Annotated in this window: 14 protein-coding genes; 8 read left to right on the top strand and 6 right to left on the bottom strand. The window is 55.3% G+C overall.

Annotated features, from left to right (window positions below):
* Window positions 1-28: 28 nt before the first annotated feature.
* The 4 genes from LKE08_RS22515 to LKE08_RS22530 form a co-directional block, all read right to left on the bottom strand.
* Window positions 29-2542 (bottom strand): sigma 54-interacting transcriptional regulator, encoded by a 2514-nt coding sequence (locus LKE08_RS22515; protein WP_324706511.1) that lies wholly within the window; start codon window positions 2540-2542, stop codon window positions 29-31.
* 362 nt (window positions 2543-2904) lie between these two features.
* Window positions 2905-4776 (bottom strand): ribonuclease J, encoded by a 1872-nt coding sequence (locus LKE08_RS22520; protein WP_324706512.1) that lies wholly within the window; start codon window positions 4774-4776, stop codon window positions 2905-2907.
* A 142-nt stretch (window positions 4777-4918) separates the two neighbouring features.
* Window positions 4919-5812, bottom strand: a complete 894-nt coding sequence (dapA, locus tag LKE08_RS22525; protein WP_324706513.1) for a 4-hydroxy-tetrahydrodipicolinate synthase — start codon at window positions 5810-5812, stop codon at window positions 4919-4921.
* A gap of 111 nt (window positions 5813-5923) precedes the next feature.
* On the bottom strand, window positions 5924-6967 hold the full coding sequence (locus LKE08_RS22530; RefSeq protein WP_324706514.1) for an aspartate-semialdehyde dehydrogenase: 1044 nt from the start codon (window positions 6965-6967) through the stop codon (window positions 5924-5926).
* 464 nt (window positions 6968-7431) lie between these two features.
* Here LKE08_RS22530 and tig point away from each other — a divergent pair, with 464 nt between their 5' ends.
* The 3 genes from tig (at window position 7432) to clpX (ending at window position 11126) form a co-directional block, all read left to right on the top strand.
* Window positions 7432-8844, top strand: a complete 1413-nt coding sequence (gene tig / locus LKE08_RS22535) for a trigger factor (protein ID WP_324706515.1) — start codon at window positions 7432-7434, stop codon at window positions 8842-8844.
* Between the two features lie 211 nt (window positions 8845-9055).
* Window positions 9056-9769 (top strand): ATP-dependent Clp endopeptidase proteolytic subunit ClpP, encoded by a 714-nt coding sequence (gene clpP, locus LKE08_RS22540; RefSeq protein WP_324706516.1) that lies wholly within the window; start codon window positions 9056-9058, stop codon window positions 9767-9769.
* 13 nt (window positions 9770-9782) lie between these two features.
* A complete protein-coding gene (gene clpX, locus LKE08_RS22545) occupies window positions 9783-11126 on the top strand; it encodes an ATP-dependent protease ATP-binding subunit ClpX (protein ID WP_324706517.1) in 1344 nt (447 codons plus the stop codon).
* Window positions 11127-11246: 120 nt separating this feature from the next.
* On the opposite strand, the gene LKE08_RS22550 is transcribed toward clpX, so the two are convergent.
* Both LKE08_RS22550 and LKE08_RS22555 read right to left on the bottom strand, forming a co-directional pair.
* Entirely contained in the window at window positions 11247-12320 is a 1074-nt protein-coding gene (locus LKE08_RS22550) for a winged helix-turn-helix domain-containing protein (RefSeq protein ID WP_324706518.1), read from the bottom strand.
* Window positions 12321-12366: 46 nt separating this feature from the next.
* On the bottom strand, window positions 12367-12627 hold the full coding sequence (locus LKE08_RS22555) for a helix-turn-helix transcriptional regulator (protein WP_324706519.1): 261 nt from the start codon (window positions 12625-12627) through the stop codon (window positions 12367-12369).
* 231 nt (window positions 12628-12858) lie between these two features.
* Here LKE08_RS22555 and LKE08_RS22560 point away from each other — a divergent pair, with 231 nt between their 5' ends.
* From LKE08_RS22560 to LKE08_RS22580, 5 genes are all read left to right on the top strand, one after another.
* The gene (locus LKE08_RS22560) at window positions 12859-13545 is read left to right on the top strand and encodes a pentapeptide repeat-containing protein (RefSeq protein ID WP_324706520.1); all 687 of its coding nucleotides are present in this window, start codon (window positions 12859-12861) and stop codon (window positions 13543-13545) included.
* Between the two features lie 338 nt (window positions 13546-13883).
* Window positions 13884-14885, top strand: a complete 1002-nt coding sequence (locus tag LKE08_RS22565) for an RNA polymerase sigma factor, RpoD/SigA family (protein WP_324706521.1) — start codon at window positions 13884-13886, stop codon at window positions 14883-14885.
* Window positions 14886-14987: 102 nt separating this feature from the next.
* Complete coding sequence (locus tag LKE08_RS22570; RefSeq protein ID WP_324706522.1) at window positions 14988-15464, top strand: hypothetical protein; 477 nt, start codon at window positions 14988-14990, stop codon at window positions 15462-15464.
* Between the two features lie 141 nt (window positions 15465-15605).
* Complete coding sequence (gene hemB, locus LKE08_RS22575; protein WP_324706523.1) at window positions 15606-16607, top strand: porphobilinogen synthase; 1002 nt, start codon at window positions 15606-15608, stop codon at window positions 16605-16607.
* A gap of 203 nt (window positions 16608-16810) precedes the next feature.
* On the top strand, window positions 16811-17239 hold the full coding sequence (locus LKE08_RS22580) for a SufE family protein (protein ID WP_324706524.1): 429 nt from the start codon (window positions 16811-16813) through the stop codon (window positions 17237-17239).
* Window positions 17240-17457: the final 218 nt, after the last annotated feature.

Below are 17457 nucleotides of genomic sequence, written 5' to 3' on the forward strand. Positions count from 1 at the left end.
CCCTGTAAGGTTGCCCCCACGGTTGGCTTTAATATCCCACCACAACCTGCCAGGCGATCGCGCCCAAACCCACCGTCGCCAGATGCCACGGCAACAAAACGCGCAGCGGTTGGCGGGCAATTTTCTGCGTCAGCAAAATCGCCATTATTATTCCCAAAAATAGCGTCGAACCCTGTAGAAATTCGATCACCGCCGGATGTGCCACCCAGACGGGCAAACTCGAACCATCTAGCCCAAACGTAGCGAAAGCGACGGGCAGAATTCGCCCCCCTTCTCCCAATCCCAACCGCAGGTAATGGGCGACATTCAACGCCAGTACAAAGGGGAGAAAACCGTAGGCTAACTCGACAAAGGGACGGGGTTTATTTGGGACAATCAATCGATAGATACTGTGGGCAAAAATAGGCGCGATCGCGGGCAAACTCAAAATCACCACAGAGATACCCAAATGCGTCCAAAAGTTATCGAGATTCAGGGTAAAATTAAAATAACCCTGCAACTCGGGCAAATGGTGCAAAAAGACCACATCCAACAGTAAAAATAACAGCGCTACCTCGTAGCTGCGGGGGATGTGGGTCGTCCACAACTCAATTCCCGGCGGGCGCAAATTTACCTCTACCGAACGGTGGGGACAGGCTTTCAAACAGGTCATGCACAACACGCAATCCCGGTTGTCTTCCAACTGGGCGGGGTGGGAATATAGCGGACATCCCGCCGTTTCCAGTCCCTCCCCTTTTTGCGGCCCTCCTTTATAACATTGATAGGTGTTACATTCCGCCGAACAGGTACCCTGCTGCGCCCGCAATTCCGTCATCGACAACTTCGCGAACATTCCGTTCATCCCGCCGATGGGACACAAATAGCGACACCAAAACCGCCGTTCAAAGATGGCGGAAAAAATCATCGCCCCCGCCGTAATCAGCAGCAACAAACAGGCGGAAAGGTAGGCGGTATTCGGCAGATCCCAGAGTTCTTCCCACAGCAAAATTAGGGCGAATAACCCGAACAAAAACCAGCCGCCCCACCGTTCCGCCGACTGCCGGGGCCACCGTTTCAGTTGGCGCGGGAACAGCCACAGGGAGAGTTTTTGGGTAATTTCTCCGTAAATCATGAACGGACAAACCGCGCACCAGATTCGTCCCAAAAAGGGAAAAATCAGCAGCACCAGCGGCCACCACCAAGCCCAAAACAGATTGAGGGCGAAATTTTGCGATCGCGTCTGGGGGCCGAGAAATAAAATAGCCACCACCGCCGCGAAAGCCGCCGCCGTGAAGCCGTAATTGATGCGATCGGGCCACCAGGGACTCCGCAGAAATTGCCGGAATTTCGGATAGGAATTGAGCAAGTTGACGCGGAATTGCTGCTTCTTACTTTGGGAGGGCCAGATGATTTCCTCGGTGATTTCTTCGCACCCCTGAAGCTGCACGATCGCCCGTTCGATCAGGTTCCGCAGTTCCCGCAAATTGTTGGGGAAATCGTAGGCTTGCAACCGCCGCAAAGCTTCCGGCGTGATGCGGACGCGATCGACTCCTTTCGCCCGACAAATTAAGCTGATATTGTAATTTACCCAATCCTCGATATCCGATTTTCGTACCCGCAGCGGCGGCACTTTGACCGTCATTCCGACCAAGTTATCGACGTTGGCGACAATCTTTTCCGAAATGATGATCACTCGGGCTTCCGAGACTTTTGCCGTGGGGGTGTCTTCTTCCCTCCGACTGACGGGGAGATACAGCCCATTTTCCAACAGATTGGCGATCGCCGGAATTAATTCTGAGGGCAATTCTTGGATATTATTCAAAACCAAAGTTCCCTTTCCCAAGGCTTCGATCAAACCCGACTTTCCCCCGAGGCGTCCGAACAAATCGGAACCGCTCGCCTGCACTGTAGAACAGTCAACTTTGATGATCGGTTCCCGGCGATCGCCCGATCCGAAGTGAATCAAAGCCGCGATATTATCTTTTTCGACCCCCGGTTCCCCAAAAACCAAGACCGATTTCCGAGTTTTTGAAGCGTCTTTGATCTGCGATCGCAGCCGCACGGCGTACCGACTCCGCCCCACAATTCCCCGCCTCGCCCTGGGCACCAAATAGGGCCGCAAAATCGTCAGCCGTTCCTGCTCGTAAATCAGTTGGGCGGAAAGTTCGTCAACCTCTTCGGCGAGTTGTTGCGAAAACGCTTGGGTAATTTCTGGATGCACCTCCGCCAACTTCCGAAATGCTTCCGCCTCCATCACCCAAAATTGACAGTCCGTTTTGGCAATTAAAGTTTGTTGAACCGGACGATTCAACAGCAGCGATCGCAAATTGATCGCCACCCCCGGCAAGCCATTTTCACCCTTCGCCCCCCGCTCCGGATTTTCCAGTTCCCCCGAACGCAAAATGTAGAGTCCATCCGGGGAAGTCCCCTTGGACGCCACCACCCCCTCAGCCGGCACGGTGCGATCTTCGAGTTGGGGCGCGATCGTCTCAATTATGTTAAACTCCAATAGGCTGAGAGCCGTCCGTTCACTGAGCCACTGGACGAGATCGGTCTGAGTCATGGGTTGCCCCCCTGGGTGACTTTACTCTCTATTTTAATCCCATCTTTAGATCCGATCCGATTTTCCTTCCATGTCAACCGCGATCGCATTTTCCAACCTCTGGGCTCCCCTGGCTTTACTCGGTTTGATTGTCCTGGCCGCCGTCTTTTTCAGCTTTCAAAAAAAATAGGTTTTCAGGTTGACAAAAAACCTCGATTCTGATACTGTTTTATTCATTATTGGAAATCCTGTCATTGAATTGATTTTTAAATCAACATTCCAGGGATAATGGTGGGGGCGGTTTGCGAACCGCCCCCGGATCTGAAGGATGGGGGAGTCGAAGAGAAAATCGCGATCTCTTCCCTACACCCTACACCCTAGCCTTAAGACGCCACCCGCGCCGCCGTCCGGGGCCGCCGCCGTCCCGTCGGTTTCTGGGAAGAAGCCGGGGCCTCTTCGGGGGTTTGCATCAGCAACACCAGCAGGGGATTGCTCTGCAACTCGCGACGCAGCAGACGCGCGATCGCCCGCTCGATCTGAGTCCGCACCCCCACCCAGTCGATCTCGTTGCCCTGATCGTCGCCCAGGTCACGGCTGAACTCCGACCAGCGATCGTTGAGGGTATTTTCGATCGCCTGGACGATTTGCTTCTTCAACAAACTCCGGTCCGCCGACATCACCACCCCTTTCAGGTGAATCTCGGGGGTCGCCAACAGCTTGCCCTCGGTGCCGATCGCCACAGCCACCGTCACCACGCCATCCTCGGCGAGTTGCTGCCGCTCCTTGAGCACGTCGTCCCGGACAAATCCCGTGCGGGACGAATCCACCGGCTCGATACCCGAGGGAACCTTATCCCCGATGCGGATCGAATCTTGACCCAATTCCACCACGTCACCGTTATTAATGATCACCATATTCTCGGCCGGGATGCCCATACTCTGGGCCGTCTTGCTGTGCTGCACCAGCATCCGGTGTTCGCCGTGCACCGGGACGAAGAACTTGGGACGGGTGAGGGCCAACATCAACTTCTGATCTTCCTGACAGCCGTGCCCGGAAACGTGGATGCCGTGATGCCGCCCGTAAATCACGTTGGCCCCCTGTATCATCAGCTTGTCGATAGTATTGACCACGGCGATGGTGTTGCCGGGAATCGGGTTCGCCGAAAACACGATCGTATCGCCTTTTTTGATACTGATCTGTCGGTGGGAACCGTTGGCGATGCGCGTCATCGCCGCCAGGGGTTCGCCCTGGGAACCCGTCGTCAAAATCAGCACCTTCTCATCCGGCAAGTCCCGGATCGCGTTGAGGGGGACGAACAGGCTGTCCTGACATTTGATATAACCCAAATTGCGGGCGTGGGCGATGACGTTCAGCATCGATCGCCCCACCACAGCCACCGATCGCCCCAATTTCTGGGCGATGCCGAGGATGATATTCAAACGGTGCACCGAAGAGGCGAACGTCGTCACCAGTACCCGCCCGGAAGCCGCAGAAATGATCCGTTCCATATTCGGGGCCACCGACGCTTCCGAGGGGGTGAAGCCCGGAACTTCCGAATTGGTGGAATCGCTCAGGAGGCAGTGGACACCCTTTTCGCCGTACTCCGCCAACCGCTGGAAGTCGAAATATTCGCCGTCGATGGGGGTGTGGTCGATTTTGAAATCGCCGCTGTGGATCACCACCCCCACGGGGGTATTGATCGCCACCGTAAAGCTGTCGGCGATGGAGTGGGTGTTGCGGATGTATTCCACCAAGAAATTTTTGCCAACCCGCACCATATCCCGGGGCCGGACGGTTCTCAATTCCGTGCGATCGGCGACACCGGCCTCTTCCAATTTGCCCTGCAGCAAAGCCATCGCCAGCCGCGGACCGTAGATGACCGGGATGTCGAACTGTTTCAGGTGGAAGGCGATGCCCCCGATGTGGTCTTCGTGGCCGTGGGTGACGATCATCCCCTTGATTTTGTGGCGGTTTTCCCGCAGGTAGGTGACGTCGGGGAGGACGATGTTGACCCCGTGCATCCCGTCGGTGGGAAAAGCCAGTCCGGCGTCGAGGAGGACAATTTCATCTTCGTACTCGAAGACGCAGGTATTTTTCCCGATTTCGTGCAGCCCGCCCAAAGGAATAATTTTGAGTTTGGGCGAGTTGTCATTTACGCCGTTGTTGCCGCCGTTGCCGTTGGCGTTTTTCTTTGAGATTTTCGCCGCTCTCGAAGACGGTCTGGTTCGGTTGGAAGACGATCCGTTTTTTGTCATAATAAACCTCTTTTTTGGGTCTAGTTGTTAACTCGCGATCGCAATTGATAGAACACCGGACAGCCCGATTTGCTGCCAACAGTCGAGCGCCCCATCAACTACAAATATTCAATGGTCTGAAACCCGGATTTCACCATCCAAATTATTGGGTTTCGAGCAAACTTAATTCCTTCAGAACTGCCCCGATCTTTTCGATGACATCCGGGGACGGTTCGCACATCGGGGAACGGCAGCCGCCGACATTCCAACCCGACCATTTGAGCGCCACTTTGATCGGAATGGGATTGGTCGTGATAAACAATGTTTTGAACAAACTGAAGAGTTTGATATGAATTTCAGTTGCTTCGAGCACCCGGCCGGCTTCAAACGCCCGAATCATCCCTTGGATCGAGTGGCCCACAATGTGGCTGGCGACACTCACCACGCCGCTTCCACCCACCGAGAGCAAGGGCAACGTCAGGGAGTCGTCCCCCGAATAAATCTTGAAGTCGGGGGGGGTCAGACGCCGAATTTGACTGGCCTGGTCCAGACTCCCGCTCGCCTCTTTGATGGCGACAATATTCGCAACCGATGCCAGACGGGCGACGGTTTCCGGTTGGAGATTTTGTCCCGTCCGTCCGGGGATGTTATAGAGGACGATGGGCAGATCCGGACAGGCTTCGGCGATCGCGACAAAGTGTTGATACAAGCCCTCTTGGGGAGGTTTGTTGTAATAGGGAACCACCTGCAGCGACCCATCCAATCCCAGTTTAGCAGCTTTCTGGGTCGCCGCGATCGCCTCGTGGGTGGAATTCGACCCCGTGCCCGCGATCACCTTCGCCTTGCCCGCCACCGCCCGCTGCACGGCCTGAAACAGTTCGTACTCCTCCTCCCAGGTCAGGGTGGGAGATTCCCCCGTCGTACCGCACACGACCAGGGTATCGCTGCCATTCGCCGCCAGATGGGCCGCCAACCGTTCCGCTTCCTCGTAGTTGACACTGCCATCTTCTCGAAACGGCGTCACCATCGCCGTCATCACTCTTCCAAAACTTACCATCTCTTTTGCGTCACTTTTGCTGTCTCTTGTATCCGTCGCTCTGTCACCCTTTCCCGGCCGCTTTCGCCCCGAGTGAGAACTGAATTCGATGCCGAAACCGGTTGAAAATCCCTAGTAACTCAACGCCTTGGACGAACGGCCGAGGAGATCTTTTTCCGCCAACAATTCCGCGATCTGAACCGCGTTGAGGGCCGCACCCTTGCGAACCTGATCCCCGCAGAGCCACAATTCCAAGCCACAGGGGTGGGAGAGATCTTGGCGGATGCGCCCCACCAACACCGGATCGCGGCCCGTGGCATCCACCGGCATCGGGAAATAGTTGGCTTGCCAGTCTTCCACCAACTTCACCCCCGGCGCCTGAGAGAGAATCTCCCGCGCCTTGGCGACATCGAAGGGGCGATCAAACTCCAGATTAATCGCTTCTGAGTGGGCGCGAAGTACGGGAACCCGCACGCAAGTCGCCGAAACTTGCAGGTCGTCCACCCCGAAAATCTTCCGCGTCTCGTTGATCATCTTCATCTCTTCCTCGCAGTACCCCGACTCGTTCAGGGCAGAATTGTGAGGAAACAGGTTGAAGGCCAGGGGGTAGGGGAACATCTCCGTTGGCGGCGTCTCCCCGTTCAAAATTGCCCGAGCCTGGGTTTTGACCTCCTCCATCGCCCGCGCCCCGGCCCCGCTGGCCGATTGGTAGGTGGACACCACGATCCGCCGCACGGGTTGAACCTGGTACAGGGGCCAGACGGCCACGTTCATCAAGATCGTCGTGCAGTTGGGGTTGGCGATGATGCCCTTGTGGCCGGCCACCGCCTCCGGGTTCACCTCCGGGACCACCAGCGGCACCTCCGGGTCCATGCGGAAGGCGCTGGAGTTGTCCACCATCACGGCTCCGGCTTCCACAATCTTGGCGGCCCAAGCCTTGGAGGTCGATCCCCCCGCCGACGCCAGCACCAGATCCACATTGTCGAAGCTGCGATCGCCCACCGCCTCCACCGGGAGCGACTCCCCCCGAAACGGCAGGCGGGTTCCCGCCGATCGCGGCGACGCCAGCAACTTCAGCTCGGACACCGGAAAATCCCGGCTCTCCAGCAACTCCAGCAACTCGGTCCCCACGGCACCGGTCGCACCCAAAATGGCAACTCGATAGGATTTCGACAAATTCGTTTCCTCCCCGGAAAGTTGGACAGTTTAACAATAAATCAGAAATTTTAATAAGAGATGAGAGCGAATGGTAATTTTTTTAATGAAGCAATGGCACTTAACCCTTGAATTATATCGGCGATCGGGCGCGGTGAGACAACAATTTAGATTTCTTTAAACCCGACCTCCCGCCGCGATGATCGCCGTTTGGGAGATTTCCACATCCAGTCCAGCCATCGTCCCGAACGAATCGCACTTGGGATCATATTATAGTTAATCGGAGTGGATGCAACCAACATCCCAGTTCGGATGCCTTCGCCCCAGATTCGAGATCGGTGACGCCCCGTCCCGATCGCCTTCGGGTTGGACGCAGCCGCCGAGAGCATCCTATACTGGCTAATCTCTAGATTTTCGCTCCCCACCCTTAAAATGTGAGGGAGCCCATCGACTTCAGACGGATTGACTTCAGAATATCACGACTTATGAAAGTAACCCAGGAAAAACTTCCCGCCAGCCAAATCGGGCTCGACATCGAAATCCCTCCGGAAATGTCCAAGAACGCCTACGAGCAGGTGATTCGGAAATACGCTCGTTCCGCCAACATTCCTGGGTTCCGCAAGGGTAAAGTACCCCGCCACATCCTCGTCCAACGCCTGGGAGCAGCCCGGATCAAGGCAGCAGCCCTGGACGACCTGATGCAGGAGTGCCTCCCCAAGGCCGTCGAACAGGAAAAAATCCCCGCGATCGGCAATTTTGAACTGCGGGGGGACGTGGACGATCTGATCGTCCGGTACGAACCGGGCCAACCCCTCACCCTCAAGGCAACCGTGGACGTGGAGCCAGAGGTCACACTCGAAACGTACCAAGGTTTTCAGGTCAAAGCTGAGGAAGCCAAATACGACCCAGCCCAAGTGGATGAAGTGTTGGAGCGGGAACGGGCCAAAATGGCGACCCTGATCCCCGTCGAGGGGCGGCCTGCCCAAAAGGGAGATGTCGCCTACGTTGACTTCAAAGGGTACTACACCCCCGCCGGAGAGGGCGCCGAACCCCAGGAAATCGAAGGGGGGAGCGGCGAAAACTTCCAGGTCGAACTCACCGAAGGTCAGTTCATCCCCGGCTTTACCGAAGGCATCGAGGGGATGAGTCCGGGGGAAACCAAAGAATTGGACGTGGCCTTCCCGGAAGATTACGGTAACACGGAACTGGCTGGACGTCCGGCGACCTTCACCATCACCCTCAAGGAGCTCAAGGAAAAAGAACTGCCGGAGTTGGACGACGACTTCGCCCAGGAAGTGAGCGAATACGAGACGATCGCCGAACTGCGGGAATCCCTGGAAAAGCAGTTTCAGGAGGAAAAAGCCGAGCAGACCGCCCAAAATAAAAATAAAGCTCTGGCTCAGGCCCTAGTGGAACAGATGCAGGTAGACCTGCCCGAAACCCTGATCCGGGAAGAGGTCGATCGCCTGTTGACCCAGCAGGCCATGCAGTTGAGCAACATGGGCATCGATGTCAAACAACTGTTCAACAGCGACACCGTCCCCCGGATGCGGGAACAGCTCCGCCCGGAAGCGATCGCCCAACTCAAGCAAAGTCTGGCCCTCAAAAAGGTGGCCGAAGCCGAGTCCATCACCGTCGGCGAGGAAGAAATTAAAGCCGAAGAAGAAAAAATGATGGCCCAACTCCAGGGCCAGGAGGTCGATCCCGACCGCCTTCGCCAGGTGGTGACGGACAATCTGATCACGGAAAAAACCTACGCCTGGTTGGCTGAACATTCCACCGTCGAACTCGTCCCCGAAGGGACGTTGAGCGAAGGCTCCGAAGGCGAAGAAGAAGATGCCGAAGCAGAAGAAGCCGTGGCGGTGGAAACCGAAGTCGTCACCGACGAAACGCCCTAGGGCGGATATTGGGAATGAGTCGGGGAAATTCGCCCGTTGCTCCGACTCCCACCCCTGAGTTTTCCGGCATAATAGAAATAGATTCGCTAAAATTTCAACCGGAAACGGGCCGGCGATCGCTCACGATCGGGAAATGGTCGGGCTAACCTAGCCCGAGCGCCAAATTCTCCCCTTTTTTGAACGCACTTAAGGATTAAACGACCAATTTCCGATGATTATCTCTGAGTCTTCTCACAATTCCATTCGGAGCCGCCATTCCGGCGACATCACCAGCGCTTCCAGTGCCCTCGGCGCCGGAACCCCCCAGGCTGGCGTGATTCCGATGGTGGTCGAACAGTCGGGGATGGGAGAACGGGCCTTCGACCTCTACTCCCGCCTCCTGCGCGATCGCATCATCTTTCTCGGGACGGCGATTGACGACGACGTGGCCAACGCCGTCAGCGCCCAGATGCTCTTTTTGGAAGCCGAAGATCCCGAAAAAGACATCCAACTGTACATCAACTCCCCCGGCGGCTCCGTCACGGCGGGCATGGGTATTTACGACACCATGCAACAAATCCGCCCCGATGTCGTCACCATTTGTTATGGTTTGGCGGCGAGTATGGGCGCGTTTCTGCTGGCCTCCGGAGCCGCCGGCAAGCGGATGTCCCTCCCCAGCGCCCGGATCATGATTCACCAACCCCTCGGCGGCGCTCAGGGACAGGCGATCGACATCGAAATCCAAGCCCGAGAAATCCTCTACCACAAGCAAACCCTGAACGATTTACTGGCTCACCACACGGGCCAACCCATCGATCGCATCACCGCCGACACCGAGCGCGACTTCTTCATGTCCGCCGAAGAGGCCAAAGAATATGGTCTAATAGATCAGGTGATATTCAAGCAGAATCTTCCGGTTCCGGGAGAATCTGTTCCCGCAACATAACAACGAGGCAACTATGTCTAAGTACGACTCCCATCTGAAGTGTTCCTTTTGTGGTAAATCCCAGGAGCAGGTTCGCAAGCTAATTGCGGGGCCCGGAGTCTACATCTGTGATGAATGCGTGGAACTGTGCAACGAAATCTTGGACGAGGAGCTGTTCGATTCCGCGACGGCTCCTCCCGTCCCCCCGGCACCTCGCCCGCAACCCGCCCCCGCCCCCAAACGCCGCAACGCCCCCAGCCGCGTCGCCCTCAACCAAATTCCCAAACCCCGGGAAATCAAATCCTACCTCGACCACCACGTAATCGGCCAGGACGAAGCCAAAAAAGTGCTGTCCGTGGCGGTTTACAATCACTACAAGCGCCTCGGATTCGTCCAAGGCAAAGGCAACCGCCAAACCGAAGATAACATCGAACTGCAAAAATCGAATATCCTGCTGATCGGTCCGACCGGTTGCGGCAAAACCCTGTTGGCCGAAACCCTGGCCAAAATGCTCGACGTCCCCTTCGCCGTGGCCGACGCGACGACCCTCACGGAAGCGGGATACGTCGGGGAAGACGTGGAAAATATCCTGCTGCGGCTGTTGCAGGTGGCCGATTTTGACGTCGAGGAAGCCCAGCGGGGCATCGTCTACATCGACGAGATCGACAAGATCGCCCGCAAGAGCGAAAATCCCTCCATCACCCGGGACGTGTCCGGGGAAGGTGTGCAGCAGGCGCTGTTGAAAATGCTCGAAGGCACCGTCGCCAACGTCCCCCCCCAGGGCGGCCGCAAGCACCCCTACCAGGACTGCATCCAAATCGACACCAGCAACATCCTGTTCGTCTGCGGCGGGGCGTTCGTCGGGTTGGAGCGCATTATTGAACAGCGGACGGGCAAAAAGTCGATGGGCTTTATCCAGTCGGGAGAAGACCCCAAACGGGAAAAACAGGCGATCGAAGCCTTGAAAGGGATGGAACCGGACGATTTGGTGAAGTTCGGTTTGATTCCGGAGTTGATCGGCCGGATTCCGATGGTGGCGGTACTCGATCCCCTGGACGAGAAGACCCTGATGGCGATTCTGACCGAGCCGCGATCGGCTCTGGTGAAACAGTATCAGAAACTGCTGCGGATGGACAACGTGCAGTTGGAGTTCGACCAGGAGGCCATCCGCGCGATCGCCCAAGAAGCATTCCGACGCAAGACCGGCGCCCGGGCACTGCGGGGAATTGTTGAAGAACTGATGCTCGATGTCATGTACGAGTTGCCCTCCCGCAAGGACGTGAAACGCTGTCTGGTGACGCAGGAAATGGTCGAGAAGCGATCGACCGCTGAACTGTTGCTGCACCCGTCCTCGCTGCCGAAGCCGGAATCGGCGTAATTGTTAAAACATTGTGAATTTTTCGGGCGGCGATCGGTTTGGTTTGCCGCGAGTTATTGTCATGTTTTGGAGGTTCGGAGAATTTCACCACAGAGGCACAGAGAACACAGAGAGGATTTTCTATTCTAAATCGGAGGTGGAATTGTCATTTTGAGCGAACGCATCGGCGTCGAGTTCCAACACTTCGATCGCCCTCGTTTTGACTCCGATTCCATATTCGATGGCTTTCTGCTCTTTAACGAGGGTTAAAATTTCCTGTACCGTCCCGCCTCCGTCGAGTTCTTCATCGCCTCCGGAATCTTTCAAATAGTTCAAACCGGCGTCGGTGATGCTGTAGGTTGTCCCGGTTTTGATCAAGAGTTCGCGATCGCCCAAATTGTACAGCCGCCGCCACAGGGTATCCTTGATGGTGCTGTCCGTGCCGAATTGGGAGTGACGCTTGAGATAGTCCGACCACTTGGGAACAAAATCACCCCGGCGACCCGCCCCTTTTTCTGCTACAATACTGAGTAATTTTAATAACCCTTCTCGCTCGTCAATTTGCTTTTCAATGTCTCCCAAAGGATGGGAGATAAAATTCTGTCCTGCATCGGTCAATAACATTTTTCCAGATGGATCTTCTTCGAGCAATTGATAGGTTCGAGACAGGAGCCAGTGTCCGTAGACGTGGCGGGGGTTGACTTGGCGATCGCTTCCCGTCCAAATTGCCTCCGCGAGTTCTCGATTTTCCCCGTCCAGGCGTTCGGAGATCCAGCGATCGGGATTCGACCAATCCACCGGATTTTGCAGGGTTCCGGACAGGCTCATTATCGCCGATCGCAACCCCGTAATTTGGGCGCGATCGCATCCGTTCCAAATGGGTAAAATTAATCTCAATTCCGAATAAATGGGAAAGTGGGTAACTTTGACCCGGCGTTCGGTTTGCGGGTCCGATGTCGCCGGATTGGATTCGGAATCCGTCGATTTTACATCCCATTTTCTCAACCCAAAAACCCCGCGATCGACCCTCACGAAGCGGCTGCGATCGCCCTTCTGTTTGATTTCGACGGCGATGATGGCGTTGAGGGTGGCTTCCGGACTTTTGCCGTTCGTCTGGATCAAATTATTATCAATGGCAATTTGAGTGATTTGGCGATAGTGCAGGGGAGAGCCAAAATCTTCTAAAACTTGAATGACGGCATCTGCGAAGGACATGGGAATCGTTAACAATCAGAAATTATCAATCTTGTGTGTTCATCACTTATCCCTCACGAGATGTGGCGCCGAAAGCTTGCTCAACTTTTCTGATAATCTCGCCAGGGTCTACACCGATCGCACGAGTAATTAAAAGAAATTCAACCACATCCAATCTTCTCTCGCCGTTCTCATATTTTGCGACGAAAGATTGGGGCTTTTCAAGAGTTTTAGCAAGGGTTGCCTGGGTCAGATTCGCATCTTTCCGCGCCGCAATCATACACCGACGAAAGACATCATATTCTCGACTAAAGATAGACTTCATCATGCAGTGTTGGGCATGGAATTTACAAAAATTAGGATAAACCCATTTTCGGATTATCCCAAACTAGGATATTATCAGTGTACGGCGGAAGTGGCACAACACGAGGGGATTTTTCAATCAAACCGACAAATTTCTACCCAACGGCCGAAGCGATCGCCCGTCGGTGCCCCTTATCCTAGAGGTAGAGGAATCAATGAAGATTTTTCGATTGTTTCCATTTGGGAGGACAAACAGATGAGTACCTCGTCCAAAACGATTATATTAGGGGCAGCGACTGCACTACTCTCCTTGAGCTTTGCCACGCCAATTCGGGCGGAAAATCCGGCTCACGTCAGACAACTGCTCGAAACGGGATTCTGTCAGGGTTGCGATCTCAGGGGAGCCGACCTCATGGGTGCTCATCTGATCGGGGCCGACCTGCGGGACGCCAATTTAGAAAACGCCAATTTAGCCAACGTCAATTTGGAGGGGGCCGACCTCAAGGGCGCCAACCTCGCCGGAGCGAACCTGTCGGGCGCCTTCCTCAACCAGACCGAACTCGACAATACCAATTTAGACTTCGCCAATCTAAGTAACGCCGACCTCACCCAAGCGGACTTGACGGGGGCGAGTTTGGCGGGAACCAATATGAATGGGGTTCGGCTGTTGCAACCGACGGTGAGGGCGAGTCAAATGGCCCCCGGCGGTTCCATCGAAGATCTGCGGGGCGAAAATTTGAGTATCGGCCGCGACCCGTCCCAACTGATGCTGCCGATGGGAGGCCCGGACTTAGAGGGAGAATTTCAATACACGCCTGAATATTTGGATTCGCTCTTCGAGCCCATCGAGATCGATCGCGACTCCCAAAGTCCCGGATCGCAAAATATTGCCCCCGGCGGCGACGATGGCGTCCAGTTCAATACGCCGCAAATCACCTTTTAGATTTTCATCTTTAAGCAGGGCGATCGCGATATAAATTGGCGGTTGAGGGGTTCAAGCCCAGGATGACCCGATTGGAGCAGTTGTCCGCAGGAACACTCAGCCGCCCCCGTCGATTTGGGAATTGGCGGAGAGAATGTCAGAATAGAAAAAATGAGTCGTTCCAGAAACCGGGTTTCTATCCGACCGACGCTCCGGTTGGAACTGAAGATAGCCTGATCAACCCGGTTTCTCAGCAATTTTCTCGATTCCCGATTTTATTTTTGATTCAGCGATCGCCAAATCACCCGAAAAAGAATTGAGAGATTCGGCTTCCACGTTCAAAATCAGAGGATATCAATATGAATTCACCCAGCGCACCATCAACCGTAGCCTACGCTCCGACTATGGCGGATGATGCTGTCGGAGCCCTGTTCAAGCGCATGGCTCGCTATCCTCTTTTGGAGCCGAATGAAGAAAAGGAACTGGCCCATCAAATCCAAGAATTGGTAGTTTTGGAAAACCTCAAACAGCAACTCAAAGACGAACTCGGACGCCAACCCAGCAACGGCGAATGGGCGATCGCGGCGGACTTGAGCGAGGCGGAACTCAAGCGCCAACTGCATTTAGGGCGATCGGCGAAACGGAAAATGATCAGTTCCAACCTGCGGCTGGTGGTGTCCATCGCCAAACGCTACCTCAACCGCGGCGTTCCGTTTCTGGATCTGATCCAAGAAGGATCGTTGGGTTTGAACCGCGCCGCCGAAAAATTCGACCCCGACAAAGGTTATAAATTCTCGACCTACGCCTATTGGTGGATTCGCCAGGGCATCACCCGCACCATCGCCAACCAGGGGCGCACCGTCCGCCTTCCCGTCCACGTCGTCGAACAACTCAACAAGCTCAAATTCGCCTACCGGGATTTGAAGCGATCGCACCAACGCAAACCCACCGAAGCGGAACTCGCCGAGGCTCTGTCCATTTCCCTGTCCCAAGTTCGCCTCCTCGAACAGGTCCGCCGCAAATCGCTGTCCCTCAACCACCGCATCGGCACCGAGGAAAACTCCGAATTGATGGATATCCTCGAAGACAGCGACACCCAGTCGCCGGAGTCCCAGATGAACGAGGTGATGATGCGCCAGGACATTTTGGAGGTGTTGGGATCGGTCCTTTCCGATCGCGAAAAGGAAGTCGTCGCCCTCCGCTACGGACTCGCCACGGGAGTCCCCCACACCCTCGATGAAGTCAGCCATCTTTTCGAGCTATCCAGAGAGCGGGTGCGCCAAATTCAAGCCCGGGCGATGCGAAAATTGCGCCGCCCCCAGGTGACGGAACGGCTGAAAGGGTGGTTGAAATCATTGTAAAATTCTCCAGTTTTTAACGGGGAAAAAATGCCGTCCGAGTCGGAAAAAATGGGGGCGACGGGCGGGAAATCCAATCATGTCAACCCACAACATTACTGTATTATGAAAGCGATCGCTCGAATTCCATTTGGAGCCGTCCTGGGCACCCTTTGCCTCAGTCCGATTCTGATATCCTGCACCGCCCCCGAACAACAGGCCCGAGAGACGGTCGAAGAAATCGAAGATGTCGCCGAACTCGACAGGGGAGATGTCGCGACGGCGATCGAATCGTTGGAAACCGAGGTGAATCGCGCCGTGGAAGAGGCCGAAACCCTCTCTTCCCAAGAGTTGCAACCCGAAGACATCCAACGGGATCTCAATCAAATTCAGAACCGCCTGAGTGCGGCGGTGGATTTGCCGGAGGAGGAACTGCAAGCCGAACTGCGACAGTCCGCCGAGGAACTCGACAACTTGATCGCGAAGGTGGACGAAGCCGCCGAAAACGCCACGGGGGAAGCGAAGGCCCAACTGGAAGCCTACGAAACCTATTTGGAGACGCTCAGAGAAGAAACCGCCCGGGCGATCGAGCAGTCGGGGTAAGTGCGATCGCCCCCAAATCGAAATCTTTAAAATTTGTTAAGCCCGATTGTGTGGATTTGTATCCGACGGCTAAAACGGGGGCGATCGGTGAGACAATGAACAGTTACTTTGGCCGTAATCAGTGAAAGCGATCCTCATCTCATGTCATCAGAAAACTCCAGCGCGTTAAACCTCGTGCATCGTCCCCGACGCCTCCGCCGTAACGATGCCCTGCGTCGGATGGCGCAAGAAACCCAACTGACGGCGAACGACCTGATCTATCCCCTGTTCGTCATGGAAGGGGAAAATCAGAAAGTCGAAGTCCCCTCCATGCCCGGAAGCTACCGCTACACCCTCGACTTGCTCCTCAAAGAAGTGGCGGAAGCCTACGAACTCGGCATCCCCGCGATCGCCCTGTTCCCCCTCGTCGCCGAAGAAAAAAAAGATAACGCCGGCACCGAAAGCTACAACCCCGACGGCCTCGTACAGCGCACCGTCCGCGCCATCAAAGAAGCCGTTCCCGATGTCGTCGTCATCACCGACGTCGCCCTCGATCCCTTCTCCAGCAAAGGACACGATGGCATCGTCAGCGACGAGGGCGAAATCCTCAACGATGAAACCGTCGAAATCCTCGTCAAACAGTCCATCTCCCACGCCGAAGCCGGCGCCGATATCGTCGCCCCCTCCGACATGATGGACGGACGCATCGGCGCCATCCGCGACGGACTCGACGATGCGGGACACACCAACGTCAGCATCCTCGCCTACTCCGCCAAATACGCCTCCGCCTACTACGGACCCTTCCGCGACGCCCTCGAGTCCGCCCCCAAATTCGGCGACAAGAAAACCTATCAGATGGACCCCGCCAACAGCCGGGAAGCCCTCAGAGAAGTCGAACTCGACCTCGACGAAGGCGCCGACATGGTGATGGTGAAACCCGCCCTCGCCTACCTCGACATCATCGCCAAAGTCCGCGAAATCAGCGACGTCCCCGTCGCCGCCTACAACGTCAGCGGCGAATACGCCATGATTCGCGCCGCCGGACGCATGGGTTGGATTGACGAGAAAAAAGTCATGCTCGAAACCCTCACCAGCATGAAACGAGCCGGCGCAGATTTGATTCTGACCTACTTCGCCAAAGAAGTGGCTCTAATCTTACGTTAGTCGAATGTAGGGGCGGTTCGCGAACCGCCCCTACAAAGAGAAATTCAACGATCCCCTATTTCCTGTCCCACACCTCACCCAAATTCTTCCGCCGACCCGATCAATTCAATCTGTGCAATCTGCGTAATCTGCGGACTAACTTTACCTCTGACAGAATTCCCGTTAAGCTAAAAGGTGGACTGTCGTACACCTACTCATCGCCTATGGCTTCCACCGCAACTCCCCTTCCCCCGTCCCTCGATCGCATCGTGCAGCGATTCAAACGGGCATCTTCCAATAAATTGCGCTACGAACAACTGCTGACTTTGGCGCAGAAACTGCCCGAATTTCCCGACTCGGAAAAAGTGCCGGAAAATAAGGTTCCGGGCTGCGTTTCGCAAGTGTACGTCACCGCCAGTCTGGACGAAAATGGGGGCGTGCAATTCCAGGGCGATTCCGACTCTCAATTAACAAAAGGTTTAGTGGCGATGTTGGTTCGGGGAATGAACGGACTCGCACCAGAGGCGATCGCGCAATTGCAGCCCGATTTTATCGAAGAAACGGGATTGCAAGCCAGTTTGACCCCCTCCCGCGCCAACGGATTTTACAACATTTTCAAGACCTTACAGAAGAAAGCCGAAGCTTGTGCTTAGGGTGTGGGGTGTGGGGTGTAGGGTGTAGGGTGTAGCCCTTCGACTCCGCTCAGGGCAAGGGGTATGGGGAAGAATGGTCAATTATCAATTGTCGATCCCTCTAAATTGATGATATCAAGTCCGGTTATTTAGTCGCACTAACTCCCCAATCATCTTCAGATGATTTGAGCTGTTAGCTTGGGAATTGATTCCCAAGCGGTCTTGATATCCAACCCGTT

The organism is Lyngbya sp. CCY1209 (genome assembly GCF_035615495.1).
Lineage (GTDB): Bacteria > Cyanobacteriota > Cyanobacteriia > Cyanobacteriales > Microcoleaceae > Limnospira.

Excerpts from the sequence above, each read along its gene's own strand:
- LKE08_RS22515 (WP_324706511.1), bottom strand. The coding sequence starts at position 2,542 with ATGACTCAGACCGATCTCGTCCAGTGGCTCAGTGAACGGACGGCTCTC.
- LKE08_RS22520 (WP_324706512.1), bottom strand. The coding sequence starts at position 4,776 with ATGACAAAAAACGGATCGTCTTCCAACCGAACCAGACCGTCTTCGAGA.
- dapA (WP_324706513.1), bottom strand. The coding sequence starts at position 5,812 with ATGGTAAGTTTTGGAAGAGTGATGACGGCGATGGTGACGCCGTTTCGA.
- tig (WP_324706515.1), top strand. The coding sequence starts at position 7,432 with ATGAAAGTAACCCAGGAAAAACTTCCCGCCAGCCAAATCGGGCTCGAC.
- clpP (WP_324706516.1), top strand. The coding sequence starts at position 9,056 with ATGATTATCTCTGAGTCTTCTCACAATTCCATTCGGAGCCGCCATTCC.
- clpX (WP_324706517.1), top strand. The coding sequence starts at position 9,783 with ATGTCTAAGTACGACTCCCATCTGAAGTGTTCCTTTTGTGGTAAATCC.
- LKE08_RS22550 (WP_324706518.1), bottom strand. The coding sequence starts at position 12,320 with ATGTCCTTCGCAGATGCCGTCATTCAAGTTTTAGAAGATTTTGGCTCT.
- LKE08_RS22555 (WP_324706519.1), bottom strand. The coding sequence starts at position 12,627 with ATGATGAAGTCTATCTTTAGTCGAGAATATGATGTCTTTCGTCGGTGT.
- LKE08_RS22560 (WP_324706520.1), top strand. The coding sequence starts at position 12,859 with ATGAGTACCTCGTCCAAAACGATTATATTAGGGGCAGCGACTGCACTA.
- LKE08_RS22565 (WP_324706521.1), top strand. The coding sequence starts at position 13,884 with ATGAATTCACCCAGCGCACCATCAACCGTAGCCTACGCTCCGACTATG.
- LKE08_RS22570 (WP_324706522.1), top strand. The coding sequence starts at position 14,988 with ATGAAAGCGATCGCTCGAATTCCATTTGGAGCCGTCCTGGGCACCCTT.
- hemB (WP_324706523.1), top strand. The coding sequence starts at position 15,606 with ATGTCATCAGAAAACTCCAGCGCGTTAAACCTCGTGCATCGTCCCCGA.
- LKE08_RS22580 (WP_324706524.1), top strand. The coding sequence starts at position 16,811 with ATGGCTTCCACCGCAACTCCCCTTCCCCCGTCCCTCGATCGCATCGTG.